Raw genomic sequence first — 25,609 nt, 5'->3', positions numbered from 1 at the left:
TCGCGCAGTTCCCCGCGCCCCTTTGGGGCGCTCCCCTGAACGCTGGCTAATTCAGTACCCGGGAGGCTCCCACCGGTAGGTCCCACAGGTCTTCCCGGTCCAGGCCTGCCTTCTCCCAGGCCGTTCGTACCCGCGTGAGAGGTTCCAGGACCGGTTCCGCCGACAGTACGAACGTGCCCCAGTGCATCGGGGCCATCCTTTGTGCGCCCAGGTCCTGGGCCGCTCGTACCGCCTCCTCCGGGTCGCAGTGGACGTCGCTGAGCCACCAGCGGGGGTCGTAGGCGCCGATGGGGAGGAGGGCGAGGTCGATGCCCGGGTAGCGCTCGCCGATCCGGGAGAACCAGTGGCCGTATCCCGTGTCACCCGCGAAATGGACGCGTTGGCCGTCGGGGGCAGTCAGTACCCAGCCGCCCCACAGGGAGTGGCAGGCGTCGGTGAGGGTGCGCTTGGACCAGTGGTGGGCGGGGACGAAGTCGAAGCGTACGCCGTTGAGTTCGGCCGCCTCCCACCAGTCCAGCTCGGTGACGGCGGTGAAGCGGCGGCGGTGGAACCAGCGGGCGAGGCCTGCGGGGACGAACACCGGGGTGGTGCGCGGGAGTCGGCGCAGGGTGGGGGCGTCCAGGTGGTCGTAGTGGTTGTGGCTGATGACGACCGCGTCGACGGGCGGCAGAGACTCCCAGGGGATGCCGACCGGGGTGATGCGGGCGGGCGTGCCGAGGATGCGGCGGGACCACACGGGGTCGGTGAGGACGGTCAGGCCGCCGATCCGGATGACCCAACTGGCGTGTCCCGCCCAGGAGACGGCGACGGTCCGGGCGTCGACGCGGGGCAGCGGAGCGGGTGCGAAGGGGAGCCGGGGGATGTCGGCCAGGCCCTCGCGCCCGGGACGGATGGAGCCCTCGCGGGCGAAGCGGGCCATGGCCTTCAGACCGGGCAGCGGGGCGGTCAGGCGGTCGTGGAAGGTGCGCGGCCACACCCGGCGCTCGCCCAGCGGGCGGGGTTCGGCGAGTGGCGGAAGGGCGGGGGCCAACCCTGGTCCGGGCTCCGTCCCGTCGGCTTCCCGGGTGGTCGTGCTCGTGCTCGTGGTGGTGGTCGACTCGGACTGTTGCGTCATCGAGGAGGCTCCCATCGCTGAGCGTCGTCGCGGAGATCGTCGAAGACCGACTTCACATGGCTCAACGCGCGTTGCACGTGTGGCAGTTCCAACGGCGTGGGTGATGTGAGACATTCCGCGCGTTCCTCGTCCGTGCGGCCCAGCAGCGGGCCGGTGGACAGGCGGACGCGCAGCGCGCCGAGTTCGTCGCCGAAGCGGTGGCCGCCCGGTGCGGGCATACCGAGCCGGGCGGCGAGGAAGTCCTCCAGTTCCTGTGCGTCGCCGACACCGTGCTCGGAGAGCGCGGAGCGCAGCGGGCCGAGGTCGGCGTAGATGTGGCGGCCGGCCTGCGGGGGGCGGGACAGGGTGCCCGCCGCGACGACCGCCGCGTGCACGGCGGCGGCCACGTGCGCGTGCACGCGCACGGCGGCCGCCACGCGCGCGGTGACCGGCGCCGGCTCCCGCAGCGCGTAGGCGGCCGGGGCGGCGAGGGGGCCGGCGATGCGGGCGCCGAGGGCGGTGAGCACGTCGAGCACGCGCGCGTGAAGGTCAGCGCCCGTGTCGCCCGCCGGGAAGCGGGCCACCGCGGCCGGCCAGCCGGGCGGCAGCAGTGCGCCCGCCAGGTCGGTGACGACGGTGACCTGGTCGGGCAGCATCTCGGCGGGGCTGAGCAGCACGGTGTCGTGCGGTGCGTGCACGGTGTCGCGCCAGGTCTCGTCGCTGACCAGGTGCAGTCCCTCCCCGGCGGCGGCCTCCACGCACTCGTGCAGGACCTCGGGCGGAGCGACCGTGGCGGTGGGGTCGTCGGCGACCGACAGCACGAGCAGCCGCGGGTCACCGCCCTCGGTGCGTACCCTGCGCACGGTCTCCAGGAGGGCGTATGGATCCGGGACGCCACCGCATTCGGCCGGTGTCGCCACATGGAAGACGGGTCTGCCCAACAGGCGTGCGTGCGGCGCCCACCAGGCCGCGCAGGGCCTCGGCACCAGGACGTCGCCGCCGAGCGCGGCGGTCAGTGCGAGCAGCAGGGCGGGGGCGCCGGGTCCGGCGGCCACGCGGTCGGGTGCGGCGGACAGGCCGCGACGCTCCCAGTAGCCGCACGCGGCCTCGATCAGGTCGGGTCCGCCGCCGATCGGCTCCCCCTCGGCCCGCGCCGCGGCCGCGGCGAGCACGGCGGTGAGCTCAGGCGGCACGGGCAGCCCGTCCTCGGGCAGCGGCGGCCCGTAGCGGACGGGGCCGTGACCTTCCGGGTCCGTCCGCCGCATGCGTACCTCCGCGCAGTCCCTGTGCCGTGTCCCTCGCCGTGCCCCGAGTACCCAGAGTGCCGCTGCCGCATCGGAGTGCGCACGGGTTTCGCCGGTCGCCCGGCGGGTCAGCGGTCCCAGGCGGAGTCCTTCGGCCACAACCGGTAGGTGGCGGCGCCCAGTGCGCAGACGATCAGGAGGCCGCCCGCGACGAGGGCGGGCACGGAGTCGGAGAAGGTGCCGCCCGCACCGGCATCCACCCCGTGCTGCATGCCGTTCTGCAGGTCGTGCTCGTGCCCGTTCTGCATGCCCGCGCCGCCGCAGGAGTCCGAGTCCTGCTCGGTGCAGGGCCGGCCTTGGTCATGGCCGCCGCCGTCCCCGACATCGGCGCCGCCGACGGCACCTCCGCCGAGATCGGCGCCCTCACCGCCGCCGTTGTCTCCACGTCCGCCGCCACCACCGCCGTCGTCGCCGCGCCCGCCGCCGCTGTTGTCGCCGGCCGGACCACCGTCACTCCCGCTCCCACCGGGCCCGGCACCCTCGCTGCCGTCGCCGCGGTTCACGCGGGAAGCTGCGCTGGACGTCTTGCCCTTGGTGCCGGGCGCCGTCGCGCAGGTGCCGTCGACTCTCGTGGGGTTCCCGCTCCTGGCATGGACCTGTGAGACGGCGTCGAGGGTGGCGGGAGGCGGTCCGCCGGTGGCTTCGCAGGCGACCGAGACGGTGACGCCGCCGCCCGGGGAGACGCTGCTCGGGCCGGCCCCTGCGGCCGAGTCCGCATAGGCGGCCGAGGCGAAGCCCAGGGTGGCACCTGCCAGAGCTGCGACGGACAGGACACGGGCGGTGCGAGGCATGGGGAGGGCTCCTTCGACGGGTGACTTCTCAGGAGCACGGAGTCGTGCCCCATAGCCCATCACAGCCCGCCCGGCGGCCAGGCGCGCGCGGCCGAGCCCCATTCGCGCTACAGGGACGGCCGAGCGGGTGACAGGGCCCTGCGCGTCGCCCAGGGACCAGGAGCCCGGTGCAGGGCACTCAGTTCAGCAGCGCGGCCAGCTCCCTCTCCAGCCCCCGTCCCCGCCGTTCGACCACCGCCGCCGCCACGTCGGACAGCTTGCGGTTGCTGCCCTGTGAGAGGCGGCGCAGCACCCCGAACGCGGCGTCGGCGTCGCAGCCCAGCACATGCATGACGATGCCGCAGGCCTGGTCGACGAGGGGGCGGGAGCGCAGGGCGGTGCCGAGCTGGTCGAGTTCGGTGAGCGCGGCGCGGTAGGAACGGTCGCGGACCAGGCAGGTCATGGCGAAGTCCCCGAGCGCGCGGGCGGGCCCGTGCGGGGCGTCCTCCAGGGCGCCGGGCCGGAAGCTGTAAAGGCTCAGCGTCACCGCCAGGCCGGAGCGCCGGAAGGGCAGGGTCACGCTGGAGCGCACCCCGGAGTCGAGCGCGAGGGCGCGGTAGTCGGGCCAGCGGTCCTCGTGCAGCAGATCGGAGCAGCGGGCGGGCTCCCCGCGTTCCAGGGCGGCCGGGATGGGCCCGTCCCCGGAGCGCAGCTGCACGGCGACGAGCGGGGCGAGGTCGGGATGGGTGACGGCCGCGGGCCGTTCGCTGCCGCCCTCGGCCATCATCCCGCTCGCTCCACAGCACTCGACGGTGCAGCGCGCGGCCTCCTCCACGAGTTCCGACAGCCGCCGCCCGGGGAGAGCGGGTTCGGTCGTCCCCGTTCCCCAACCAGGGGTGTGAGGCCCGGTGTCCGGCATGGTGCACTCCTCCTCTCCCCGCCCGCCTTCCCCTTCGCCCGGTCCGAAAACGGTGGTCTTGAACGGGAGTCGCGCTACTTTCGTCGCATGACGCAGACGGACGAGTTCGGTGAAGACCTTGCGGATTTTGTACGCCGCGTCGCGGAGTTGAAGTCGGCGCGGTCCGTGTCGAGCGGGGACCTGCCCACGGTGCTGGACGCGGCGATCTTCGAACTCGATCACGTGGTCGGCCAGTTGTGGCCCCGGTACGAGCGGCTTTCGGAAGCAGGACCGACCCGCACCCGCGCCTCGGCGGACCGTCAGGAGCAGCAGCTGCTGCGCACCGTGTTCCAGCGCCTTCCGCTGCCGGTCGCGCTGGTCGACAGGGAGTCGGTGGTGCGGCGGCTGAACGGCGCCGCGACCGCCTTCACCGGTGTGCGGGCCGGTTATGCCACGGGCCGCCCGCTGACCGGTTTCCTGGCCCACGCCGACCGGGCCGCCTTCCGTTCGCAGACCGCGGCGGTGGCCCGCGGCGAGGGCGACCGCAGTCTCACCGTCCGCCTCCAGCAGCAGCCGTCCGTCCCGGTGCACGCCACGCTGGCGGCCGTACGCCCGAGCGGCGAGCCCCGCACGACGGTCCTGGTGGTGCTGCAGCCCGGCGGACCCAGCGTCCCCGCCGCACCGGCGGACCCGCCCGTGCGGCAGCCGCCGGACCTCGCCGAGACCACCCGGCACGCGGCCGTGATGGACCTCCTGGACGCGATGACCACGGCGCTGCTCACCACGGACCGGCAGGGCGCCCTGGAGGCGGCGGCGCGGGTCCTGCACGGCAGGTTCGCCGACTGGGTGATCGCCGACGCGGAGGCGGGCGGCCTGGCGCGCACGACCGCGCTGGCCCCGCCGGACGCCGACGCGGCCGCGCTCGAGGGGCTGGATCCGGCCGACTGCCCCTTGGTCGTCGAGACGGCCCGCACCGGGTCCCCGGCCCTGCAGATCCGTCCGCCGGCCCCGGAGGCGTTCGGCAGGACCGCGACCGGTGCCCCCGTCCTCGTAGCGGCGAACGTCACTTCACTGCTGTGTGTGCCGCTGAAGGACGGGGACGCCGTGCGGGGCGTGCTCACGTTGTTCCGGTGCGGGCCACGGCTGGCGTTCTCGATGGCGGAGGCGCAGGCGATGGACCTGATGTCGCGCCATCTGGCACTGGCTATGCGGCCTCGTGCATGATCTGGTCCCGCATCCGTGTGCAGCAGCGGCTGATCAGCCGTGACACATGCATCTGGGAGATGCCGAGCTGCTCGGCGATCCGGCTCTGCGTCATGTCGCCGAAGAACCGCATGTACAGGATGGCCCGCTCGCGTTCGGGCAGCGCGGCCAGCCGGGGCTTGACGGACTCGCGGTCCACGACGGTGTCCAGTGCGGGGTCGGGCGAGCCGAGGGCGTCGCTCAGCGAGTAGCCGTCCTCGCTGCCGGGCAGTTCGGCGTCGAGCGAGAGCGCGGTGAAGCTCTCCAGCGCCTCCAGTCCGGCCAGGACGTCCTCCTCGCTCATGCCCGCGTGCTCGGCGATCTCCGCGACCGTGGGCCTGCGGCCCGAGATGGTCTGGGAGAGGTCCTGGCTGGCGAACCGGACGCGGTTGCGCAGGTCCTGGACCCGGCGCGGTACGTGCAGGGTCCACATGTGGTCGCGGAAGTGCCGCTTGATCTCGCCGGTGATGGTGGGCACGGCGTAGCTCTCGAAGGCGTTGCCGAGTTCGGGGTCGTACCGGTCGACGGCCTTGACCAGGCCGAGGGCGGCCACCTGCCGCAGGTCCTCGAAGCTCTCGCCGCGGCTGCGGAAGCGTCCCGCGAGGCGTTCGGCCATCGGCAGCCACGCCTCGACGATCTGCTCGCGCAGCGTGTCGCGCTGCTGGCCCGGGGGGAGCCCCGCGAGTTTACGGAAGGCTTCGGCGGTGTCGGGGGCGTCGTCGTGCGGGTGGTGCTTCGCGCTCACTTTGGTGGGCATGGTGCGTCGCAACTCCCTTGAAGGTGCTCTGGGGTGGACGGTCACCGTGGGAGTGCGGCCGCACGTTCGAGACAGGCGCGGCCTGGGCGGCTCAGGGGCCGTTCCCACGGACGTGCCTCCTGTCCGAAGCACTGGACTGCGCCTGCCCCGGGCCCCGGGCCGCAAACACCCCCGGATGTTTTCCGGAAGCCCACCGGGTGACTCGGCCCGCAGACGACAGCTGTCCGATCACGTCAAGGCCCGGGAGGTCGACACATGAGCACCAAGGTCTCCGACCACGTCCTGCAACGACTGCGCGAGTGGGGCGTGGACCATGTCTTCGGCTATCCGGGCGACGGCATCAACGGTCTGCTGGCCGCCTGGGGCCGGGCCGAGAACAAGCCGCGTTTCGTCCAGTCCCGGCACGAGGAGATGTCCGCGTTCGAGGCGGTCGGCTACGCCAAGTTCAGCGGCCGTCTCGGAGTGTGCGCGGCGACCTCGGGGCCCGGTGCGATCCATCTGCTCAACGGCCTCTACGACGCCAAGCTCGACCATGTGCCGGTGCTTGCGATCGTCGGCCAGACGCACCGCACGGCGATGGGCGGCTCGTACCAGCAGGAGGTCGACCTGCACACCCTGTTCAAGGACGTCGCCTCGGACTTCATCGAGACGGTGACGGTCCCCGAGCAGCTCCCGAACGTCATCGACCGGGCGATCCGCACCGCGTACGCGCGCCGCGCCCCCACGGCGATCATCATTCCCGGAGACGTCCAGGAGCTGGACTACTCGGCGCCCACGCACGAGTTCAAGATGGTGCCCTCCAGCCTGGGCCGCAGCTCCTGGACGTCGGTTCCGTCCGAGGAGTCGATCCAGCAGGCGGCCGAGATCCTCAACTCCGGTGACAAGGTGGCGATCCTGGTCGGCCAGGGCGCCGCCGGGGCACGCGCCGAGGTCGAACAGATCGCCGGACTGCTGAAGGCCGGCGTGGCCAAGGCACTGCTCGGCAAGGACGTCCTCAGCGACGAACTCCCCTACGTCACCGGCTCGATCGGCCTGCTGGGCACCCGCCCGTCGTACGAGCTGATGCGGGACTGCGACACCCTGCTGACCATCGGTTCCTCCTTCCCGTACACGCAGTTCATGCCGGAGTTCGGCAAGGCGCGCGGGGTGCAGATCGACATCGATCCGCACATGGTCGGGATGCGTTATCCGTACGAGGTGAATCTCGTCGGCGACGCGAAGGCGACCCTGCAGGCCCTGATTCCGCTGCTGAGCGAGGACCGCGGGCGCGAGTGGTACGACCAGGTGTGCGCGAACGTGACGCGCTGGCGCGAGGTGATGGGGCGGCGGGCGGAGCTGTCGGCCGACCCGATCAACCCGGAGTACGTCGCCCATGTGCTGGACCCGCTGCTGCCGGCCGACGCGATCGTCAGTTCCGACTCGGGCTCGGCGGCCAACTGGTACGCACGCCACCTGACGATGAAGCCGGGCATGCGCTCCTCGCTGTCCGGCACGCTCGCGACGATGGGCTGCGGGGTGCCGTATGCGATCGGCGCGAAGTTCGCGCACCCGGACCGGCCCGCGATCGCGCTGGTCGGGGACGGTGCGATGCAGATGAACGGCATGGCGGAGCTGATCACGGCGGCCAAGTACCGGGATCTGTGGGAGGACCCGCGGCTGGTGGTGGCCGTGTTCAACAATCACGACCTCAACCAGGTGACCTGGGAGATGCGGGCCATGGAGGGCGCCCCGTCCTTCCTGCCCTCGCAGGAGATCCCGGACGTGCAGTACGCCGCGTTCGCCCGTTCGCTGGGTCTGACCGGCATCCGGGTGGAGAAGCCGGAGGACGTCGGGGCGGCCTGGCGGGCCGGTCTGGAGGCGGACCGCCCCGCGGTGATCGAGTTCCTGACCGACCCGGCGGTCCCGCCGATCCCGCCGCACGCCACCTGGGAGCAGATGGAGGCCACGGCCGCCTCGATCCTGAAGGGCGACGCGGACCGCGGCTCCATGATCAAGCAGGGCCTGAAGGCGAAGGTGCAGGAGTTCCTGCCGGGGAAGGAGAAGCAGTAGCCCCGGTCTGACTCCGCGGCTGGGGAACGCCGTTGATCGGCATGCCACCGGCGCATAGGTTCCGGGCATGACGAATGTACGGATCGGTGTGATGTACGACCGCGCCTGGGCGCCGGAAGAGCTGCCCGGGTTCGCGCGGCGGGCCGAGGCCCTCGGGGTGGACGACCTGTGGGTGGTCGAGGACCTCGGGTGGAACGGCGGAGTGTCGGCGGCCGCGGTCGCCCTGGGAGCCACGGAGCGCATCCGGGTGGGCCTAGGCATCGCGCCCGCCCCGCTGCGCAGCCCGGCCCTGCTGGCGATGGAACTGGCCACGCTGGCACGGGTGTTCCCGGGGCGGCTGGTCGCGGGGATCGGGCACGGGGTGCGGGAGTGGATGGCCCAGGTGGGCGTCGCGCCGCGGTCGCCGCTCGCCCTCCTGGAGGAGACGATCACCGCGGTGCGCACCCTGCTGCGCGGGCACCGGGTGGAGCTGGCGGGCCGTGAGGTCCGCCTGGAGGGCGTCGAGCTGGTGCATCCGCCGGCCGAGGTGCCACCGGTGGTCGCCGGTGTCGTACGGCCCCGGTCCCTCGAACTGTCCGGCCGGGTCGCGGACGGCACCGTGATCACCGAGGGTCATGGACCCGGTGACCTGGAGAACGCCCGCGCGCTGACCGCCAAGGGCGGCGCCGCGCCCGACCACACCCTGACGGTCCTCGCCTTCGCCTCCGTGGGCGACGACGCCGACGAGGTGGCCCGTGCCCTGCAGCCGCACATCGAGGGGCACGCCGACTGGCTCGGCCGTCCGCAGGAAGAGGTGTTCACCGTCGCGGGACCCGCTTCGCAGGCCGCCGGACGGATCGGCGAGCTTGCGGCGGCCGGCGCGGACACGGTCGTCCTGCGGATCGCCGGCGCGGAGCCGCTGCGGCAGTTGGAGGCCCTGCTGAAGGCGACCGGGCGGCGGGGCTGAGGGTCAGCGAGGAGAGTGCGGGGAAGGGTGGCGGCGCTTGCGGCGCGCGGTCCTGAGCGCACTCGGTCCTGAAGCGACCACTCGGACCGGTCGTCGCGGGACCTGCAGGACCGCAAGTGGCACTGTCGCACCGAGTGGGCCGACCGGGGCGTCATCGCTCGGGTCGGCCTTCTTCACGGGCAGCAGGAACTCCTCGTAACGGCCGAGTGCAAGCACCATGCCGAGCATGAGAAGCGGGATGATCACGGCAAGGAGTGCCATGGCCGATTCCTCCCCGAGGATGTGCGTGGAGGGCGGGGTGTCGGGTTCCCGGGTTTCGGGCCGCAAACCCTGTGTCGCCCTCCGGTCTTCGGGTACGCGGAGCCCACCCCGAAGATCTGGAGGGAGTCATGCAGCGAGGCAGTGACCGGCTGAGCGTCCACCGCGACGAAGAGATGAAGCACGAGCTCCAGGGTCTGCTCCGGTCCGGGCACCCCACGCGGACCGAGGAATGGCACGACCCGGAGCCCACCGCCGACGACGACCCGGAGGTCGCGGGCGGTCCGATCGCGCCGGGACGCTCCCGCGCGTCCCTGGCCGCGGTCCGCACGGAACTGGCCCGGCATCTGAACCGCCGCGTGTTCCCCGCGGGCCCCCGCGAGCTCGTCCAGGCACTGCGCCGGGCGTACGCGCCCGACGCCCTGATCGAGCCCGTGGAGCGGCTGCCCCGCACGGCGCGCTACAGCACCGTCCAGGAGCTGGCGGAGGCCCTCGCCGGGGAGCGACGGGCGTAGACCCGGACGCGGCCGGATCCTGCGGCCGCCGGGGGACGAGGGTCCACCGCGGCGCATAGGCCCCGGGCCGGGGGGTACTGCGGGCGGCGTCACCCCGACGACGGCCCTGGGCCGGGAACGGAGGAAGGACCCACAGTGATGGCAGCGAGCGCGGATTTCGTCAGGGAGGTCATGACACCGGGCGTGGTCGCCGTCCGCCCGGACGCGTCACTCGTCGAGGCGGCGCAGCTGATGCGGTCGCAGGGCATCGGCGATGTGCTGGTGGCCGACGGGCAGCAGATCGTGGGCGTGCTCACCGATCGTGACATCACGGTGCGGGCGGTGGCGGACGGCGTCGACCCGCTGACGGTGAGCGCACAGTCCGTGTGCACCCCGGATCCGGTGCTGGTCGGCCCGGACGATCCCGTTTCGGCCGCCGTCGCGCTCATGCGCGCGCACGCCGTCCGCCGTCTGCCCGTCGTGGAGGACGGGCTGCCGGTGGGGATGGTGAGCCTCGGCGATCTGGCCGCGGTGCAGGACCCGGACTCGGCACTCGCCGAGATCAGTCTTGCCGTGCCGGACGGCCGGGGCAGCGTATGAGCCGGGACCAGGCCGCCGAGATCAGCGCCACCGGTGTCACCGTCGACGTCGGTGACGTGACCACCCGCTATCTGCTGTACGGGCTGCTGCCCGGCTGGTTCGTGCCCGGTCTCGCCGACTGGGTGATGCACCGGCGCAGCCGCATCGAGGAGACGGCGGGCACCAAGGAGTCGCTGATCCACTCGCTGATGATGGCGGAGGTCGGCATCCCCATCGCGCTGACCTTGCGCTACGAGGTCAACCCGCTGCTCCTGACGGTGCAGTCGGTCGGTGCCGCGGTGCACGAGGCGACCGCGCTGTGGGACGTGCGTACGGCGGTGAAGAGCGACCGTGAGGTCACCCCGCTGGAGCAGCACATCCACAGCTTCCTCGAATCGCTGCCGTACGGCGCGCTGTCCGCGCTGATGTGTCTGCATGCCGACCAGGTGAAGGCACTGCTGCGCGGCGGGGTGGGCCGCGCCGACGCCTGGCGTCTGGTGCCGCGCCGCCGCCCGCTGTCCCGCGGCTATCTCGCAGGCATCGCCGCAGCGATCGGCACCTGTGTGGTGCTGCCGTACGGCGAGGAGCTCGTGCGCTGTGTGCGCGCGGGCCGCCGCAACAAGAAGCGCGCCACGACCGACGAGGCCAACTGGCGTGCCGGGAAAGGACGTTGAACCATCATGCGTATCGCATTCCTGACCGCACCCGAGGGTGTCGAGCAGATCGAGCTCACCGATCCGTGGCAGGCGGCGAAGGACGCGGGCCACGAACCAGTACTGGTGTCGACCAAGTCCGGCCGGATCCAGGCCTTCGACCACCTCGACAAGGCGGACACCTTCCCCGTGGACGAGGTGGTGGGCGAGACCTCGGCCGCCTCCTTCGGCGCACTGGTCCTGCCGGGCGGTGTGGCCAATCCCGACTTCCTGCGCATGGACGAGAAGGCCGTCGCGTTCGTACGGGACTTCTTCGAACAGGGCCGGCCCGTCGCCGCGATCTGCCACGCCCCGTGGACGCTGGTCGAGGCGGACGTCGTACGGGGCCGTGAGCTGACCTCCTGGCCGAGCCTGAGGACGGACATCCGCAACGCGGGCGGCACCTGGGTCGACGAACAGGTGAAGATCGACGACAACGGCACCGGCAAGCTGGTCACCAGCCGCAAGCCGGACGACCTGAAGGCGTTCTGTGACGCCTTCCTGCATGTGTTCGCCGAGGGGGCCGGCTGATGGGTTCCCCCGCCGACCGCAAGCAGCAGCAGCGCGCCTCCTTCCACGCGGACGACCCGGCGGGCGGCCCGCTCACCACCGACCAGGGTGTCGAGGTCGACCACACCGACGACTCGCTGGCCGCGGGCGAGCGCGGTCCCACGCTGATGGAGGACTTCCACTTCCGGGAGAAGCTGACCCACTTCGACCACGAGCGCATCCCGGAGCGGGTGGTGCATGCGCGGGGCGCGGGCGCGTACGGCTACTTCGAACCGTACGAGTCCTGCGCGGAGTTCACGCGTGCGGCCTTTCTGCAGGACCCCTCCGTGCAGACGCCGGTCTTCGTGCGGTTCTCGACGGTGCAGGGGCCGCGCGGCTCGGCGGACACCGTACGCGACGTGCGCGGCTTCGCGACCAAGTTCTATACGTCGGAGGGCAATTACGACCTGGTCGGGAACAACTTCCCGGTCTTCTTCATCCAGGACGGCATCAAGTTCCCGGACTTCGTGCACGCGGTGAAGCCGGAGCCGCACAACGACATCCCGACGGGCGCCTCCGCGCACGACACCCTGTGGGACTTCGTGTCGCTGCAGCCCGAGACGCTGCACGCGATCATGTGGCTGATGTCGGACCGGGCGATCCCGCGCAGCTACCGCATGATGCAGGGCTTCGGCGTGCACACCTTCCGGTTCGTGAACGCCGACGGGCGCGGCACCTTCGTGAAGTTCCACTGGAAGCCGAAGCTGGGCGTGCACTCCCTGGTGTGGGACGAGGCACAGGAGTGCCAGGGCCGCAACCCGGACTTCAACCGGGGCGACCTGTGGGACGCGATCGAGGCCGGCGAGTACCCGGAGTGGGAGCTGGGTGTCCAACTGGTGCCGGAGGAGGACGAGTTCGCCTTCGACTTCGACCTCCTCGACGCCACGAAGATCATCCCGGAGGAGCAGGTGCCGGTCCGGCCGATCGGCCGGATGGTCCTCAACCGCAACCCGGAGAACTTCTTCGCGGAGACCGAGCAGGTCGCCTTCCATACGGCAAACGTCGTCCCGGGCATCGACTTCACCAACGACCCGCTGCTGCAGGCCCGCAACTTCTCCTATCTGGACACCCAGTTGATCCGCCTGGGCGGCCCCAACTTCGCACAGATCCCGGTCAACCGGCCGGTCGCCCCCGTGCGCACCAACCAGCGCGACGGCTACCACCAGAGCACGATCCACCAGGGCACGAACTACTTCCCGAACTCCCTCGGCGGCGGCTGCCCCGCCCACGCCGGGGTGGACGCGAACGCCTACACGCACTATGCGGAACGCGTCGACGGCGCCAAGATCCGTAAGCGCAGCGAGAGCTTCAAGGACCACTACAGCCAGCCCGCGATGTTCTTCCACAGCATGACGGACTGGGAGAAGCAGCACATCGTGGCGGCCTTCCGGTTCGAACTCGGCAAGGTCGACGCGATGACCGTCCGGGCCCGGACCGTGGAGCAACTGGCCAAGGTGGACGGCGGGTTGGCTCGCGAGGTGGCGCGCGGCATCGGGGTGCCGGAGCCGGACGGCACCGAGCCGGGGACGTACAAGCTCACCTCGCCCGCGCTCAGCCTGGAGTCACTGCGCGGCGACGGCTCGATCCGCACCCGGCAGATCGCGGTCCTCGTCGCCGACGGCGTGGACGCCGAGCAGGTGACCTCCGTACGGGAGGCGCTGGCGGCCGAGGGTGCGATCGTCGAGGCGCTCGCGCCGACGGGCGGCACGGTCAGGGGCGCCGACGGCGAGTCGTACGTGGTCGACCGTGCACTGCCGACCGTCGCCTCGGTGCTGTACGACGCGGTGCTGCTGCCCGGCGGGCAGGACGGAGCCCCGGCGGCGGCGAAGGACCCGGACGCGCTGCGCTTCGTGCGGGACGCCTACCGGCACGGCAAGCCCGTGGGCGCGCTCGGCTCCGGCGTGGGCGTCCTGTCCGCCCTGGACCCCGAGGGCCTGCGGCTGTCCACCGGGGACCGGCGCACGGTGTCCGACCGGGGCGTGGTGACGGACACGTCACCGGGCACCCCGGACACCGAGTTCGTACAGGCGTTCGTCGACGCGATAGCGGCGCACCGGCATCGGGACCGGCCGCCGGTACGCCACTGAGGAGGCGCCGTGATTCAGGGAGTCGCCGACTCCCCGCACCGGCGGTCCCGTGCGCCTTCACGGGTGCGGCCCGCGGCCACCATGCGCCGCGGGTTGCGGCGCAGGTACTCGCCCTCCAGCTGGGCCATGCGATCGTTGTGGGCCCGCAGCGCGTCCGTCGAGCCGTACAGCAGCGTGTCGTGGCGCGTGCGGTGGATCGTCTCCAGCTCCTTCATGAGCTGCTGGTCGTCCAGCCGGCTGGGGTCGACTCCGGTCATGGTGGCACCCCGCTCGTCGTGTTCGTCCATGCGGTCCGGGTACCCGCCCGGTGCACACCAGTCCCAAGCGGCATCCGGGAGGGAACCATGGATCTCGCTTTTCTGCATCCACTCTACGAACATCCGGGCCCCTGGGCCTCCGTGTACGTCGACACGTCCCGGCATACGGAGGACACGCCCCACGAACGACATCTCACGGCGGTGGCGCTGGCCCGCGACCTCGATCGGCAGGGGGCGGACCAGGCGACGTGCCAGGCCGTCCAGGAGGCAGTCGACGAGCTGCAGCACTCCTCCGAGCCCAACGGGCGAGCCCTGTTCGCCCGCGCCGGAGAGGTCGTGCTGGACCCGCCGCTGGCCCGGCCCCCGCAGCAGGACAGCGCCCACTGGGCGCCGCTGCCGCACACCTCGCCCCTGCTGGAGCTGGCCGGTGAGGACCCGGCCTGTGTGGTGGCGTACATCGACCGCAAGGGCGCGGACTTCGAGCTGCGCACCTCGCTGGGCGGGCAGGAGGCCGGCACGGTCAGCGGGCGGCAGTGGCCGGTCCACCGTACGAGCACGGGGGACTGGTCGGTACGGCACTTCCAGCTGAAGGTGGAGAACACCTGGGAGCACAACGCGGCCGAGATCGCCGACGCGCTCGTCGTGTGTCAGGAGGAGACCCGCGCCGACCTGCTGGTTCTCGTGGGTGAGGAGCGGGAGAAGCGGGCGGTGCACGACCGGCTGCCCCGGCGGCTGCAGGACATGGTCGTCGACGCCCCGCACGGCGCCGGGAGCAGGCTGCTCGACGAGGATGTCGAGCAGGCCCGCACCGAGCACGTACGGCAGCGGGCGGAGCGGGAGCTGGAACGGTTCCTGGCGGCCCGCGAACCGGGCCCCGAGGGACGCTCCGGTGCCGTGGAGGGGGTGCCCGCCCTGGTCGAGGCAGCCCGCGAGCACCGCATCGAGGAACTGCTGATCCGGCCCGACGGCCCCGACGCGCACCGCGAGGTGTGGATCGGCGAGGACCCCGACCAGCTGGCGGTCCGCCGCACGGACCTGAAGATCCTCGGCGAACAGCACTCCTGGCCTGCCCGCGCCGACGACGCCCTGATCCGCTCGGCGGTGACGACGGGCGCCCCGGCCCTGTCGGTGACCCCGGCGGCGGAGGCGAGCGGCGGCCAGATCCCGGCGGGCGGCCTGGGTGCGCTGTTGCGCTGGACGTGAGCGTCTGGGGGCTGCCGCCCCCAGACCCCCGCTTCGGCCCTGAACGGGCCTCGTCCTCAAACGCCGGACGGGCTGAGTGGTTCTTACCGGACCCGCTCCACACGCCGCTCGTCCCACACCGGCTCGGCGGTCTCCCGCACACGCCCGTCACTGCCGAACACCAGATACCGGTCGAAGGACCGGGCGAACCAGCGGTCATGCGTGACCGAAAGCACCGTACCGTCGAAGGCCTCCAGCCCCTCCTGGAGCGCCTCGGCGGACTCCAGGTCCAGGTTGTCGGTCGGCTCGTCCAGCAGCAGAGCCGTCACGCCCTCCAGCTCCAGCAGCAGGATCTGGAACCGGGCCTGCTGCCCCCCGGACAGGCGGTCGAAGGTCTGCTCGGCCTGGTTCGTGAGCTCGTAGCGGCGCAGCCGCGACATCGCCGCACCCCGGTCCTGGGAGTGCTGCTCCCACAGGATGTCCAGCAGCTTGCGGCCCTGGAGCTCGGGATGGGCGTGGGTCTGGGCGAAGTGCCCGGGCACGACCCGCGCTCCGAGCTTCCACTCCCCCGTGTGCGCCACCTCCTCTCCGGCCAGCAGCCGCAGGAAGTGCGACTTGCCGGAGCCGTTGGAGCCGAGGACGGCGACCCGCTCGCCGTAGAAGACCTCCAGGTCGAACGGCTTCATCAGACCGGTCAGCTCAAGTCCCTTGCAAGTGACGGCCCTTACGCCGGTGCGGCCGCCCTTGAGGCGCATCGTGATGTCCTGCTCACGCGGCGGCTCCGGCGGCGGACCCGCCTCCTCGAACTTACGCAGCCGGGTCTGCGCCGCCTGGTAGCGGGACGCCAACTCATGGCTGATGGACGCCGCCTGACGGAGGCTCAGCACCAGCTTCTTCAGCTGGGCGTGCTTCTCGTCCCAGCGGCGGCGCAGCTCCTCGAAGCGGGCGAAGCGTTCGCGCCGGGCGTCGTGGTAGGTGGCGAAACCGCCGCCGTGCACCCAGGCGTCGGCGCCCGCGGGCGAGGGCTCAACCGACACGATCTTCTCCGCGGCGCGGGCGAGGAGTTCACGGTCGTGGGAGACGAAGAGGACCGTCTTGCGGGTCTCCTTCAGCCGCTCCTCCAGCCACCGCTTGCCGGGCACGTCGAGGTAGTTGTCGGGCTCGTCCAGCAGCAGCACCTCGTCGGTGCCCCGCAGCAGCGCCTCCAGCACGAGCCGCTTCTGCTCACCGCCGGACAGCGTGCGCACCTGCCGGAACTGCGCCTTCTCGTACGGCACCCCGAGCGCGGCCGTGGTGCACATGTCCCACAGCGTCTCCGCCTCGTACCCGCGCGCCTCCGCCCAGTCCGCGAGGGCCTGGGCATACTGCAGCTGGGCCGCCTCGTCGTCCACGGTCATGATGCCGTGCTCGGCCCTGTCGACGGCCTGAGCGGCCTCCCGGATCCGGGGCGGCGCCACGGACACCAGCAGGTCCCGTACGGTCGTCTCGTCCCGTACGGACCCCACGAACTGCCGCATCACGCCGAGGCCGCCACTGACGGTGACGCTCCCGCCGTGCGGTTTCAGCTCACCGGAGATCAGCCGCAGCAGGGTCGTCTTGCCGGCACCGTTCGGTCCGACGAGGGCGACGACGGCCCCTTCGCCCACCCGGAAGGACACATCGCCGAGCAGCGCCCTCCCGTCGGGGAGGTAGTACTCGAGGTGCGCGGCTTCCAGGTGTCCCATGAGGAGGCATTCTGCGGGCCGGGCCGGGCGTCCGGCAAACGCTTATGCGGTTTCGTCGAGGGGACGGCCCGCGGGTCCGCCCTCGCCGGCCGGCACCACCACGGCGCCCGCCCATGACAGGGCCTTCCAGCCGTCGGCGGGCGAACCCTCCAGGATCACCACGCCGGTGTTGTCGAGGGGGCGGGCGGCGGCGAAGGGGACGTCGACGTTGTCGGCACGGGCCGCGGTCCACATGCGGATCGCCGCGCCGTGGCTGACCATGGCGACCGTCGCGGCGCCGCTGCGTGCGGCCTCGGCGACGACCGCGTCGTAGCGGGCGAGCGCCTCGGCACCGCTCTCGCCGCCGGGCATCCGCAGCTCGGTGTCGCCGGCCGCCCATGCGAACACGGTCTTCATGTAGAGGGCGCCCTGTTCGGTGTCGCCGGGCAGCATCTCCAGGTCGCCCGCGGTGAGCTCGCGGATGCCGTCGCGGACCAGGACGTCGAGGCCGCGGGCGGCGGCCAGCGGGGCGGCGGTGAGCTGCGTACGGACCAGGGTGGAGGCGTACAGGGCCTCGATGTCCTCGTCGGCCAGCGCCTCGGGGAGAGCGGCGGCCTGCTGCTCGCCGAGTGCGGTCAGGCCAGGGCCCGGTACGGCGGTGTCGAGCAGGAAATCGACGTTCGAGGGGGTCTGACCGTGGCGTATGAGGAGCAGACGCATACAGGGCCCTCCGGGTGTCGATCGCCGCACGTGGGACAAGAAACGGGCACTTCAGGGTACCCGGCACTCCATGAGCCCCGACGTCGACCTCACCGTCCCGAAGCCCGGCCCGCACCCGCTGCGCAGCCGGCTGCTAGCCCTCGACTGCCGTCTCTTCGAGTTCGCCGCCGAGCGGAACTGGCCGGCCGCCGAGCGTGTGCTGCCCCGGCTGAGCCGGAGCGCGAACCACGGCGTGCTGTGGTTCGCGGCGGCCGCCGCCATGGCGGCGAGCCGTACCCCGCGGGCCCGCCGGGCCGCCGCGCGCGGTCTCGCCTCGCTCAGCCTGGCCTCCTTGACCATCAACACGCTCGGCAAGCGCTCGGTGCGCCGCCCCCGGCCGGTGCTGGATCCGGTACCGCTGGTGCGGCAGCTGAAGCGGCAGCCGATCACGACCTCGTTCCCCTCCGGGCACTCCGCGTCGGCGGCCGCGTTCGCGACCGGCGTCGCACTGGAGTCGCCGGGCTGGGGTGCGGCGGTGGCCCCGGTCGCCTGGTCCGTGGCGCTCTCCCGCGTGTACACGGGGGTGCACTTCCCGAGCGATGTGCTCGCGGGAGCCGTCCTGGGCGCGGGCGCCGCCTACGCCGTACGGGGTCTGGCGCCGACCCGCGCCCAGCTCGTCCCGCCCGCCCGGCCCCGCGCCGAGGTCGCGGCGCTGCCGGACGGTGAGGGCCTGGTGGTGGTGGCCAACAACGGCTCGGGCACCGCCGACCGGGTGCGCGCCCTGCGGGACAGCCTGCCGGCCGCCGAGGTCGTCGAGTGCCAACCGGGCGACCTGCGCGCCGAGTTGGAGAAGGCCGCGACCCACGCCCGGGTGCTCGGCGTGTGCGGCGGAGACGGCACGGTCAACGCGGCCGCCGAGGTCGCCCTGCGCCACGACCTGCCGCTCGCCGTGCTGCCAGGCGGCACCCTGAACCACTTCGCCTACGACCTGGGGGTCGAGGACGTCCACGATCTGAGCCGGGCCGTCCAGCAGGGCGAGGCGGTGCGTGTGGACGTCGGCCGGTTCGTCTGCGGCGAGCAGCAGGGCGTCTTCCTCAACACCTGCAGCCTGGGCGTCTACCCGGAGCTGGTGCGGGTGCGGGACCGCTGGTCGGGCCGGATCGGCGGCTGGCCGGCCGGGGTGCTCGCGGCCCTGCGCGTCCTGCGCACGGGCAGGCACCCGCTGGAGGCCGAGTTCGGCGGCCGGACACGTCCGCTGTGGCTGCTGTTCGTCGGCAACGGCACCTACCACCGCATGGGTCTGGCGCCCGGCCGCCGGCTCGACCTCGCGGACGGTCAGCTCGACGTACGGGTGGTGCACGGCGGCCGCCGTCCCGCGCTGCGGCTGCTCGCGGCCGCCCTGGCGGGCCCGCTGACCCGCTCCCCCGTCCACGCGGCGGTCCAGGTGGGCCGGCTGCACCTGGATGGCGTCGCCCCCGGCACGCTCCTCGCGCATGACGGCGAAGTCACCGAGGCGGAGGGCGAAGTGACGCTGGAGAAGCTCCCCGAAGCGCTCACCGTGTATCGCCCCCTGACCGTCAGCTGACAGCACGTCAGTCCATATAGCAAAACGCGGGTCTCATCATTCGACATGCGCGCGTACGGTGATGCGTACCGACAAGCCGTCGAACAGGGGAGTTCAGCCATGTCGAAGCCGCAGGAGACCGCCGTCTACACGCACGGGCACCACGAGTCGGTGCTGCGCTCCCACACCTGGCGGACCGCCGCCAACTCCGCGGCCTACCTGCTCGGTTCGCTGAAGCCCCACATGAAGATCCTGGACATCGGCTGCGGCCCGGGCACGATCACCGCCGACCTGGCGGCCCTGGTCCCCGACGGGCACGTCACCGGCGTCGACCATGCGCCGGGGATCCTGGACCAGGCCCGGGCCACGGCCGCCGAACGGGGCCTGACGAACGTCGACTTCGCGGTCGCGGACGTACACGCCCTGGACCACCCCGACGACACGTTCTGCGTGGTCCACGCGCACCAGGTGCTGCAGCACGTCGGCGACCCGGTGCAGGCGCTGCGCGAGATGGTGCGGGTGACGAAACCGGGCGGGTTCATCGCCGTCCGCGACTCGGACTACGCGGCCATGGCCTGGTATCCCGCGTCCCAGGGGATGGACGACTGGCTGGACCTCTACCGCCGGGTGGCCCGTGCCAACGGCGGCGAGCCGGACGCCGGGCGGCGGCTGAAGTCCTGGGCGCTGCGGGCGGGCCTGACCGACGTCACCACCACCTCCGGCACATGGACGTTCTCCACGCCGCAGGAGCGGGCTTGGTGGAGCGGGCTGTGGGCGGACCGGACCCTCGCCTCGGCCTACGCCGAGCGGGCCACCGAGGGCGGGCACGCCACCGCCGAGCAGCTGCGGGCGGTCTCGGACGCCTGGCGGGAGTGGGGCGCACAGGAGGACGGCTGGTTCAGCGTGCTGCACGGAGAGATTCTGTGCCGAAAAGGCGTCTGAATCTCCATTTCTGGGATACCCGGAGAACAGGAGGTTCGAATTATGGTTGCTGTTCTGCTCGTACTGCTTCTCGCACTGATTCTTTTCGGCGCGGGATTCGCACTGAAGGTACTGTGGTGGGTTGCACTGGCGGTTATCGTGCTGTGGCTGCTGGGATTCCTGGTGCGCGGCACTACAGCGGCCGGAGGCAGGGGTCGCTGGTACCGCTGGTAGTCACTTCCTAGGAAGCAACGGCCCGAGCGGCCCGAGGTCCAGATTCAGGTCCTCGGGCCGCAGTCCGTAGCGCTCACGCAGCTCGGTCATGCGGTCGTCGAGCAGCATGAGCGTGAGCCCGATCCGCTCCTCCTGGTCCTCGCTGAGGTCTCCGGTGTCGAAGCGGCGCAGCGCCTGGCGCTCCATGAGCTGACGCAGCAGCTCGACCACGGTCAGCACGAGTTTGACGAGGTCGCGCTCGACGGTGTCGGGTTCCAGGTCCAGCCGGTTGCGGTGGGTCATGTCAGTTCCCCCCAGGGTGATGGAACCTGCTCGTTGACCGAGCTGATCAGCGCGTTCAGGTCGATGCGCACCAGGTCGACGTCCGCGATGCGCAGGGTGATGTCCCCGGTGATGACGACCCCGCCGGCGAGCAGCCGGTCCAGCAGGTCCACCAGGGCGATCTCACGACGTTCGACAACCGTCACGACTCTTCCCCCGCAAAGGAATAAGCGGCCCAGGGGCCGGTGAGTTCGACTCGTATCGCCGGACTGCTCAGCTTTGTTTCGTCCTTGCTCCGGTCCACCAGCTCCACGAATTCCTCGGAATCACGGCGGGACACCAGATAGGCGGCGTTGAGAACATTCCGGCCGGAGGCTCCGGACAGGGCGGGATTCTGCGGAGCATGCAATCGGGAGTCATCGGCGTACGCGGAAAGCGCCGCGTGCAGATGCTCGGCGAAATCCTCCGTCTGCTTCCACATGTCCTCACTCGCGCGGACGCTCATGCGCCGCTGTCGCAGATAGTCCCGGCCCGAGGCCGCCTTCTGCGCGGGCGCGCCGGAATCCTCCGGCTGGGGTTCGGCGTACACCTTGACGCCCCATTCCACCCGCCCCTCCAGCCGGTCGAGGGTGCGCCGGAAGTCGTCCTCGCGCGCCTCCATCATCACGCGGACACTGCTGTCGTCCCGGAAGACGGTCCCGAGCCGCAGCGGCAGCGGGGTGGTGACGACGGTGAGCGCGTCGATCACGCTCTGATGGGCCCGCGCCGTCTCCGTCAGCCAGTCCAGGTCCTCCAGATGCCTGCGGAGCGGCTCCTCCGCGAAGTCCCGCTCCGGCACATGACTGACCACGGCGATCAGGCCGTGGTGGGTGAGCACTCTGGGCGGATCACCCGCCACGCCTTTCAGCTGGGACTGCAACGGGGCGCCGAAGGGACGGCAGACGGCGTAGACGTACCGCAGTCCGGTCATGGGGCCTCCTCCTCTTCGCGCACGGCACGGCCCTCTTCGAGCCGGCCGTTCTCCAGTTGAGCGAGGCGCTCGCGCAACTCGGCGTTCTCCCGCGCGAGTTCCTTGCGGCGGGCACCGGAGGACAACGCGGGGTCGTCCTCCCACCAGTCGATGCCCATCTCCTTCGCCTTGTCGACCGAGGCCACGATCAGACGGAGTTTGACGGTGAGGAGTTCGATGTCGAGCAGGTTGATGCGGATGTCACCGGCGATCACGATGCCCTTGTCGAGGACGCGTTCCAGGATGTCGGCGAGGTTGGCGCCCGAACCCTGTCCGTAGGGTTCGGGCAGCCGGCCGGCCATGCTCATCGACGGCTCCCGCCGTGGGCGTACTCGGGCTCAGGCTCTTCCTCGCCCTCCTCCTCGTACTCGTCCTCGTACTCGCCCTCGGGCTCCTCGCCGTCCTCTTCCTCTTCCTCGGGCTCCTCTTCCTCTTCTTCTTCCTCCGCCTTGGGCTCCTCTTCTTCCTCGTACTCGCCGTTCTCCTCGTCGCCCTCGTACTCCTCCTCGCCCTGCTCTTCCTCCTCCTCGGCCACCGCGTCCTCGTGGCTGCGGACGACCTCGCCGTCGCGGATCTCGCCGCGCCAGCCGTCCTCGGCCTCGCCCTTGAGGGTGATGAACCGGACGAAGTTCTTGAGGTCGAGGCGGGCCCGGCGGCCCTGGGCACGCCAGATGTTGCCGGTCTTCTCGAACAGGCCAGACGGGTAGTACTCCATGAGCAGCACAATGCGGGTGAGGCTGTCGTCGAGCCGGTGGAAGGAGACGACGCCCTTCGCGGTGCCCTTGGCGCCCTCCGAGGTCCAGGCGATCCGGTCGTCCGGCACCTGCTCGGTGGTCTTCGCCTTCCAGCTGCGGTTGGACCAGAAGACCTTGAGCTGCCAGTCAGACTGGGTGTCGTCGCTGCGGTTGGCGCTCTTCACGCCCTTCGCGAAGGAGCTGAAGTCCTGGTACTGGGTCCACTGGTCGTAGGCCGTGCGCAGCGGCACGCCCACGTCGACGTACTCGAGGATGACAATGGGCTTCTTGCCCGCGCTCTTCTTGCCCTTGCCCTTGCCTCCGCCGCCGAGGCCCTTGAAAGCCGACACGACGTTGTCCTTGGCCCGGCCGGCGCCGAGCTCCAGTGCGGAGCGCAGCGGGCCCTTGCCCTCGGCGAGCTTGCGGCCGCCGTCGAGGGCGAGCTTGGCGAAGCCGGGGCTGTTCCCCTCGGCGATGTCGTTGAGCTTGCCGGTGGTCTCCCCGAGTTTGCGGCCCACTGAGACCAGCATGCGCTGGGCCTGCGCGGAGAGGTACTCCTGCAGCTCGGCCTTCAGCCGGTCGGCGGCCTCGCTGTGGGCCAGGCCGGTCAGCTGTCCGGTCGCCCCATTGGCGCTTTTCTTCGCAGATCCGAGCGTGTCGGTCATCATTCACCGCCTCCCTTCGGCAGGCGAGCCCGAGTTCCGCGGGCCCCGCCCCTGGCGGCGGTCGTCTTGCGGCCTGCCGTCTTCTTGGCGGAGGTCTTCTTGGCCGCCGTCTGCTTCGTCGCGGCCTTCTTGGCCGGCGCCGTCTTCGCGGGAGCCTTCCTCGGAGCCGTCTTCTTGGCGGTCTTCTTGGCCGGGGCCTTCTTCACGGCCTTCTTGGCGGTCTTCCGCGCTGGGCCGCCCTCGGCCTCGTCGTCCTCGTCGTCCTCGTCGTCCGCAGACTCGTCCTCGGCCTCGGGCTCGTCGTCCTCCGACTGCTCGGCCTCGCGCTCCTCGTTCTCCTCTTCCTCCGGCTCCTCGTCCTCGTACTCCTCCTGCGGCTCCTCCGCCTCACTCTCCTCCCGCTCCTCCTCGTCGTCGCCCCCGACGAGATCCGCAGCCTGCCCCGTCACGCCCGAGAGCTGGTCGCGGACCTCGCCGGTGCGTCCGTGGAGGCGGTCGGCGAGGGAGTCCATCTGCCGCTCGACCATGGCGCCCGAGGCCGCCTTGCCGACGCCGCGCAGGTCCTCGCGCAGTTGGTCACCGATCTCCTTGAACTGCGGATTGTTCTGCAGTTGCTGCGACACCAGGTCCGCGATCGCCCGCGGGCTCAGGTGCATCCGCTTGCCGGCCACCATGGTGCCGATGGCAAACGCCAGTTTCGCCTTCTTCGTACGTCCGAGGACGTATCCGGCCCCTACCGCGAGGCCAAGTCCCACTCGGTTCATGGTGTCGTCCAGTTCCCTGTGTCCGTGCCACCGCGCTGGCCGAATTCCAGCCGGTCCAGAAGTTCGTCCTCCTGTCGGCCGAACTCCTCCTCGTCGATCTCACCGGCCTCCAACTGCTCCTCGAGCTTGCCGAGTTCAGCCCTGACGGTGGCCGGGTCGTAGTAGATCCGTTCCGCCTCGTGCAGCACCTGTTCGATCACCCATCCGCTCCCGCGCACTGGGGCGAAGGGCAACAGGACCAGTTCCTTGATCAGTCCCACGGCCTCACTCCTGAGCGCTGCCCGGGCCGGCGGAGCTGCCCGCGTGCTCGGCGGGACCGGGCTCGACGAAGCTGTACGGCGGCAGCGGGCCGTTGACGCGCAGCTCGATGTGCGGATGGCTCTTGCGGATCTGCTCCACCTCCGCCAGGAACGACTCGGCGGAGTCACGCTCCACGAGGAACGAGACGTTGAGCAGCCAGCCGGTGGACTCGGGGCCCGCGCTCACGGCGGCGGCCGCCGGTTCCAGGGCGCTCTGCAGCTCGGCCGCGTCCTCGGCCTCCCGGGCCTTGACCGCGGCGACGACCATCTCGCCGAGCCTGAGCCGCTGCTCGTAACTGCCGCCGCCCGCCTTCCGGTTGGCCTCGCTCATGGCGCGGATCTCCGGGTTCTCGGACATCACGCGGTGCAAAACGGCGTCTTCGTGGTGCGTGGCCTTGACGTTGTACTCGACCTTGCCGTCGAGGGCGCGCAAGCGCTCCTTGTAGTGCTCGGCGCGTTCGGCGAGCACGCCGGTGACCGTGTCGTCGTCCGGGGCCACGCTGCCGAACCGCATGGGCAGCACCGGGCCCGCCGCGCCCGCCTCGGCGAGCACGCTCTGGTGGGCGAGCAGGTCCTTGCGCTTGGGCCGCAGGCCCTCGGGGGCGTCGCTCACGACGGCCGCCAGATCACCCTCCTGAAGGACGCGGACCGGGCGGGGCGGGTCGCCGACACCGGTCAGGTCCTCGGGGAGCGCGGGGTGTGAACTCGCGGTGATGCCGTATACGTACGTGCTCACTCCTGCTCCTCCTTCCTGCGCGAGGACGTGGTCTTGCGGGTGCGCGGACGGGACTCGGTCTCCCGCTCGCGGCCCTCGCCACGTGCCTGCTGGAAGGCGTCGGATATGGTCTCCGCCGCTCCGGAGAGCGCACCTTTGGACTTGCCGCGCGCGCCGGACTCGGTGATCTCGCCGACGAGGTCGGGCAGACCGGGGTCCTTGCGCGGTCCTGCTTCCAGGTCGAGGCGGTTGCACGCCTCGGCGAAGCGCAGATACGTGTCGACGCTCGCCACCACGACACGTACGTCGATCTTGAGGATCTCGATGCCGACCAGGGAGACCCGCACGAACGCGTCGATCACGAGACCCCTGTCGAGGACGAGCTCCAGAACGTCATAAAGGCCACTGGAGCCGCCTCCGCCGCCGCTCTGCTGTGCCGGGACAACGGTCATGCCGACCGCGCCTCCTTTTCTGGGTAAGTTCCGTGAAGGCGGCCTAGCGGCCGCCGGACCTGTGTGCATCGGCCCGCCCGCGTTCGTAGCGGCGGACGCGCCGGTAGCCGGTGAGTCGTCCCTCGGGGTCCAGATCGACCTGATAGCTCGCCATCAGGCTCATCGTGTCCGGCACGCGGGCCAGTTCGAGGACCTCGACCTCCAGGGACCAGCCGTCCTCAGTCTGTTCGAAGGACGAGACGGTCTCGACAGACATGCCGGTCAGCTCCGCGAGCTGCATGCGCGCCTCGCGCAGCACCTCCATGGGGTTCGGCCGCTTGTCCGCCGTACTCTCTTTGTCGCTGTTTCGTGGACTCTGCGAATCTCTGGTGTCTTTTGTGTCAGCCATGGCCACCTCTGCGACCGGGTGGCCGCAATAGCGCTGGCCAAACC

General features: G+C 71.5%; 31 protein-coding genes. 12 read left to right on the top strand and 19 right to left on the bottom strand.

Going from position 1 to position 25,609, the window contains the following annotated elements; all coding sequences use genetic code 11:
* Positions 1-46: 46 nt before the first annotated feature.
* From ACWCRD_RS02375 to ACWCRD_RS02360, 4 genes are all read right to left on the bottom strand, one after another.
* Positions 47-1,114: an MBL fold metallo-hydrolase gene (locus ACWCRD_RS02375; RefSeq protein WP_450964075.1), complete on the bottom strand. Its 1,068-nt coding sequence runs from the start codon at positions 1,112-1,114 to the stop codon at positions 47-49.
* Entirely contained in the window at positions 1,111-2,358 is a 1,248-nt protein-coding gene (locus ACWCRD_RS02370) for an aminotransferase class I/II-fold pyridoxal phosphate-dependent enzyme (RefSeq protein WP_450964074.1), read from the bottom strand. The genes ACWCRD_RS02375 and ACWCRD_RS02370 overlap by 4 nt, the downstream gene beginning before the upstream one ends.
* 107 nt (positions 2,359-2,465) lie before the next feature.
* The gene (locus ACWCRD_RS02365; protein ID WP_450964073.1) at positions 2,466-3,188 is read right to left on the bottom strand and encodes a hypothetical protein; all 723 of its coding nucleotides are present in this window, start codon (positions 3,186-3,188) and stop codon (positions 2,466-2,468) included.
* Positions 3,189-3,366: 178 nt separating this feature from the next.
* Complete coding sequence (locus ACWCRD_RS02360; protein ID WP_450964072.1) at positions 3,367-4,086, bottom strand: ANTAR domain-containing response regulator; 720 nt, start codon at positions 4,084-4,086, stop codon at positions 3,367-3,369.
* An 87-nt stretch (positions 4,087-4,173) separates the two neighbouring features.
* On the opposite strand from ACWCRD_RS02360, the gene ACWCRD_RS02355 reads away from it, so the two are divergent.
* Positions 4,174-5,289, top strand: coding sequence for a PAS domain-containing protein (locus tag ACWCRD_RS02355; RefSeq protein ID WP_450964071.1), 1,116 nt, complete (start codon positions 4,174-4,176; stop codon positions 5,287-5,289).
* Here the strand turns inward: ACWCRD_RS02355 and ACWCRD_RS02350 are convergent.
* A complete protein-coding gene (locus ACWCRD_RS02350; protein ID WP_450964070.1) occupies positions 5,270-6,064 on the bottom strand; it encodes an RNA polymerase sigma factor SigF in 795 nt (264 codons plus the stop codon). The two genes, ACWCRD_RS02355 and ACWCRD_RS02350, sit on opposite strands and share 20 nt — an antisense overlap.
* Positions 6,065-6,319: 255 nt before the next feature.
* On the opposite strand from ACWCRD_RS02350, the gene ACWCRD_RS02345 reads away from it, so the two are divergent.
* Both ACWCRD_RS02345 and ACWCRD_RS02340 read left to right on the top strand, forming a co-directional pair.
* Complete coding sequence (locus ACWCRD_RS02345) at positions 6,320-8,113, top strand: thiamine pyrophosphate-requiring protein (protein ID WP_450964069.1); 1,794 nt, start codon at positions 6,320-6,322, stop codon at positions 8,111-8,113.
* Between the two features lie 67 nt (positions 8,114-8,180).
* Complete coding sequence (locus ACWCRD_RS02340) at positions 8,181-9,059, top strand: LLM class flavin-dependent oxidoreductase (protein ID WP_450964068.1); 879 nt, start codon at positions 8,181-8,183, stop codon at positions 9,057-9,059.
* Between the two features lie 3 nt (positions 9,060-9,062).
* Here ACWCRD_RS02340 and ACWCRD_RS02335 read toward each other — a convergent pair whose 3' ends face one another.
* Positions 9,063-9,320, bottom strand: a complete 258-nt coding sequence (locus ACWCRD_RS02335) for a hypothetical protein (RefSeq protein ID WP_450964067.1) — start codon at positions 9,318-9,320, stop codon at positions 9,063-9,065.
* Between the two features lie 128 nt (positions 9,321-9,448).
* On the opposite strand from ACWCRD_RS02335, the gene ACWCRD_RS02330 reads away from it, so the two are divergent.
* The 5 genes from ACWCRD_RS02330 (at position 9,449) to ACWCRD_RS02310 (ending at position 13,718) form a co-directional block, all read left to right on the top strand.
* On the top strand, positions 9,449-9,832 hold the full coding sequence (locus tag ACWCRD_RS02330; protein ID WP_450964066.1) for a DUF2795 domain-containing protein: 384 nt from the start codon (positions 9,449-9,451) through the stop codon (positions 9,830-9,832).
* A 138-nt stretch (positions 9,833-9,970) separates the two neighbouring features.
* Entirely contained in the window at positions 9,971-10,411 is a 441-nt protein-coding gene (locus ACWCRD_RS02325) for a CBS domain-containing protein (protein ID WP_450964065.1), read from the top strand.
* Complete coding sequence (locus ACWCRD_RS02320; protein ID WP_450964064.1) at positions 10,408-11,064, top strand: diguanylate cyclase; 657 nt, start codon at positions 10,408-10,410, stop codon at positions 11,062-11,064. The genes ACWCRD_RS02325 and ACWCRD_RS02320 overlap by 4 nt, the downstream gene beginning before the upstream one ends.
* 6 nt (positions 11,065-11,070) lie before the next feature.
* Entirely contained in the window at positions 11,071-11,613 is a 543-nt protein-coding gene (locus tag ACWCRD_RS02315; protein ID WP_450964063.1) for a type 1 glutamine amidotransferase domain-containing protein, read from the top strand.
* Positions 11,613-13,718, top strand: a complete 2,106-nt coding sequence (locus tag ACWCRD_RS02310; RefSeq protein WP_450964062.1) for a catalase — start codon at positions 11,613-11,615, stop codon at positions 13,716-13,718. Before ACWCRD_RS02315 ends, ACWCRD_RS02310 begins: the two co-directional genes overlap by 1 nt.
* A 14-nt stretch (positions 13,719-13,732) precedes the next feature.
* On the opposite strand, the gene ACWCRD_RS02305 is transcribed toward ACWCRD_RS02310, so the two are convergent.
* Positions 13,733-14,005, bottom strand: coding sequence for a DUF6158 family protein (locus ACWCRD_RS02305; RefSeq protein ID WP_115910185.1), 273 nt, complete (start codon positions 14,003-14,005; stop codon positions 13,733-13,735).
* A gap of 57 nt (positions 14,006-14,062) precedes the next feature.
* On the opposite strand from ACWCRD_RS02305, the gene ACWCRD_RS02300 reads away from it, so the two are divergent.
* Positions 14,063-15,178, top strand: a complete 1,116-nt coding sequence (locus ACWCRD_RS02300; protein WP_450964061.1) for a baeRF2 domain-containing protein — start codon at positions 14,063-14,065, stop codon at positions 15,176-15,178.
* An 83-nt stretch (positions 15,179-15,261) separates the two neighbouring features.
* Here ACWCRD_RS02300 and ACWCRD_RS02295 read toward each other — a convergent pair whose 3' ends face one another.
* Positions 15,262-16,881, bottom strand: coding sequence for an ABC-F family ATP-binding cassette domain-containing protein (locus tag ACWCRD_RS02295; RefSeq protein WP_450964060.1), 1,620 nt, complete (start codon positions 16,879-16,881; stop codon positions 15,262-15,264).
* A 42-nt stretch (positions 16,882-16,923) separates the two neighbouring features.
* A complete protein-coding gene (locus tag ACWCRD_RS02290; RefSeq protein ID WP_450964059.1) occupies positions 16,924-17,580 on the bottom strand; it encodes a histidine phosphatase family protein in 657 nt (218 codons plus the stop codon).
* Positions 17,581-17,650: 70 nt separating this feature from the next.
* Between ACWCRD_RS02290 and ACWCRD_RS02285 the strand changes: the two genes are divergently transcribed.
* From ACWCRD_RS02285 to ACWCRD_RS02275, 3 genes are all read left to right on the top strand, one after another.
* Entirely contained in the window at positions 17,651-19,144 is a 1,494-nt protein-coding gene (locus ACWCRD_RS02285) for a phosphatase PAP2 family protein (RefSeq protein WP_450964058.1), read from the top strand.
* A gap of 99 nt (positions 19,145-19,243) precedes the next feature.
* The gene (locus tag ACWCRD_RS02280; RefSeq protein ID WP_450964057.1) at positions 19,244-20,065 is read left to right on the top strand and encodes a class I SAM-dependent methyltransferase; all 822 of its coding nucleotides are present in this window, start codon (positions 19,244-19,246) and stop codon (positions 20,063-20,065) included.
* A gap of 42 nt (positions 20,066-20,107) precedes the next feature.
* Complete coding sequence (locus ACWCRD_RS02275) at positions 20,108-20,278, top strand: hydrophobic protein (protein ID WP_344398073.1); 171 nt, start codon at positions 20,108-20,110, stop codon at positions 20,276-20,278.
* On the opposite strand, the gene ACWCRD_RS02270 is transcribed toward ACWCRD_RS02275, so the two are convergent.
* Genes ACWCRD_RS02270 through ACWCRD_RS02225 form a run of 10 tightly spaced genes read right to left on the bottom strand, consistent with a single transcriptional unit; the run spans position 20,279 to position 25,565 of the window.
* Positions 20,279-20,560 (bottom strand): gas vesicle protein K, encoded by a 282-nt coding sequence (locus ACWCRD_RS02270; RefSeq protein WP_450964056.1) that lies wholly within the window; start codon positions 20,558-20,560, stop codon positions 20,279-20,281.
* Entirely contained in the window at positions 20,557-20,745 is a 189-nt protein-coding gene (locus tag ACWCRD_RS02265; protein ID WP_030936857.1) for a gas vesicle protein, read from the bottom strand. Before ACWCRD_RS02265 ends, ACWCRD_RS02270 begins: the two co-directional genes overlap by 4 nt.
* On the bottom strand, positions 20,742-21,509 hold the full coding sequence (locus ACWCRD_RS02260; RefSeq protein ID WP_450964055.1) for a GvpL/GvpF family gas vesicle protein: 768 nt from the start codon (positions 21,507-21,509) through the stop codon (positions 20,742-20,744). The genes ACWCRD_RS02265 and ACWCRD_RS02260 overlap by 4 nt, the downstream gene beginning before the upstream one ends.
* A complete protein-coding gene (locus tag ACWCRD_RS02255; RefSeq protein WP_450830871.1) occupies positions 21,506-21,856 on the bottom strand; it encodes a gas vesicle protein in 351 nt (116 codons plus the stop codon). Before ACWCRD_RS02255 ends, ACWCRD_RS02260 begins: the two co-directional genes overlap by 4 nt.
* Complete coding sequence (locus ACWCRD_RS02250) at positions 21,853-22,947, bottom strand: SRPBCC family protein (protein WP_450964358.1); 1,095 nt, start codon at positions 22,945-22,947, stop codon at positions 21,853-21,855. Before ACWCRD_RS02250 ends, ACWCRD_RS02255 begins: the two co-directional genes overlap by 4 nt.
* Positions 22,947-23,711 (bottom strand): DNA primase, encoded by a 765-nt coding sequence (locus tag ACWCRD_RS02245; protein ID WP_450964054.1) that lies wholly within the window; start codon positions 23,709-23,711, stop codon positions 22,947-22,949. Before ACWCRD_RS02245 ends, ACWCRD_RS02250 begins: the two co-directional genes overlap by 1 nt.
* Positions 23,708-23,971, bottom strand: coding sequence for a gas vesicle protein GvpG (locus ACWCRD_RS02240; protein ID WP_450964053.1), 264 nt, complete (start codon positions 23,969-23,971; stop codon positions 23,708-23,710). The genes ACWCRD_RS02245 and ACWCRD_RS02240 overlap by 4 nt, the downstream gene beginning before the upstream one ends.
* 4 nt (positions 23,972-23,975) lie before the next feature.
* Positions 23,976-24,746: a GvpL/GvpF family gas vesicle protein gene (locus ACWCRD_RS02235; protein ID WP_450964052.1), complete on the bottom strand. Its 771-nt coding sequence runs from the start codon at positions 24,744-24,746 to the stop codon at positions 23,976-23,978.
* Complete coding sequence (locus ACWCRD_RS02230; protein ID WP_450964051.1) at positions 24,743-25,177, bottom strand: gas vesicle structural protein GvpA; 435 nt, start codon at positions 25,175-25,177, stop codon at positions 24,743-24,745. Before ACWCRD_RS02230 ends, ACWCRD_RS02235 begins: the two co-directional genes overlap by 4 nt.
* A gap of 43 nt (positions 25,178-25,220) precedes the next feature.
* On the bottom strand, positions 25,221-25,565 hold the full coding sequence (locus ACWCRD_RS02225; RefSeq protein WP_450964050.1) for a gas vesicle protein GvpO: 345 nt from the start codon (positions 25,563-25,565) through the stop codon (positions 25,221-25,223).
* Positions 25,566-25,609: the final 44 nt, after the last annotated feature.

The sequence above is a fragment of the Streptomyces sp. NPDC002092 genome (assembly GCF_053593775.1).
The sequence above is the reverse complement of the archived record's forward strand: the minus strand, read 5'-3'. Positions and strand labels throughout refer to the sequence as shown.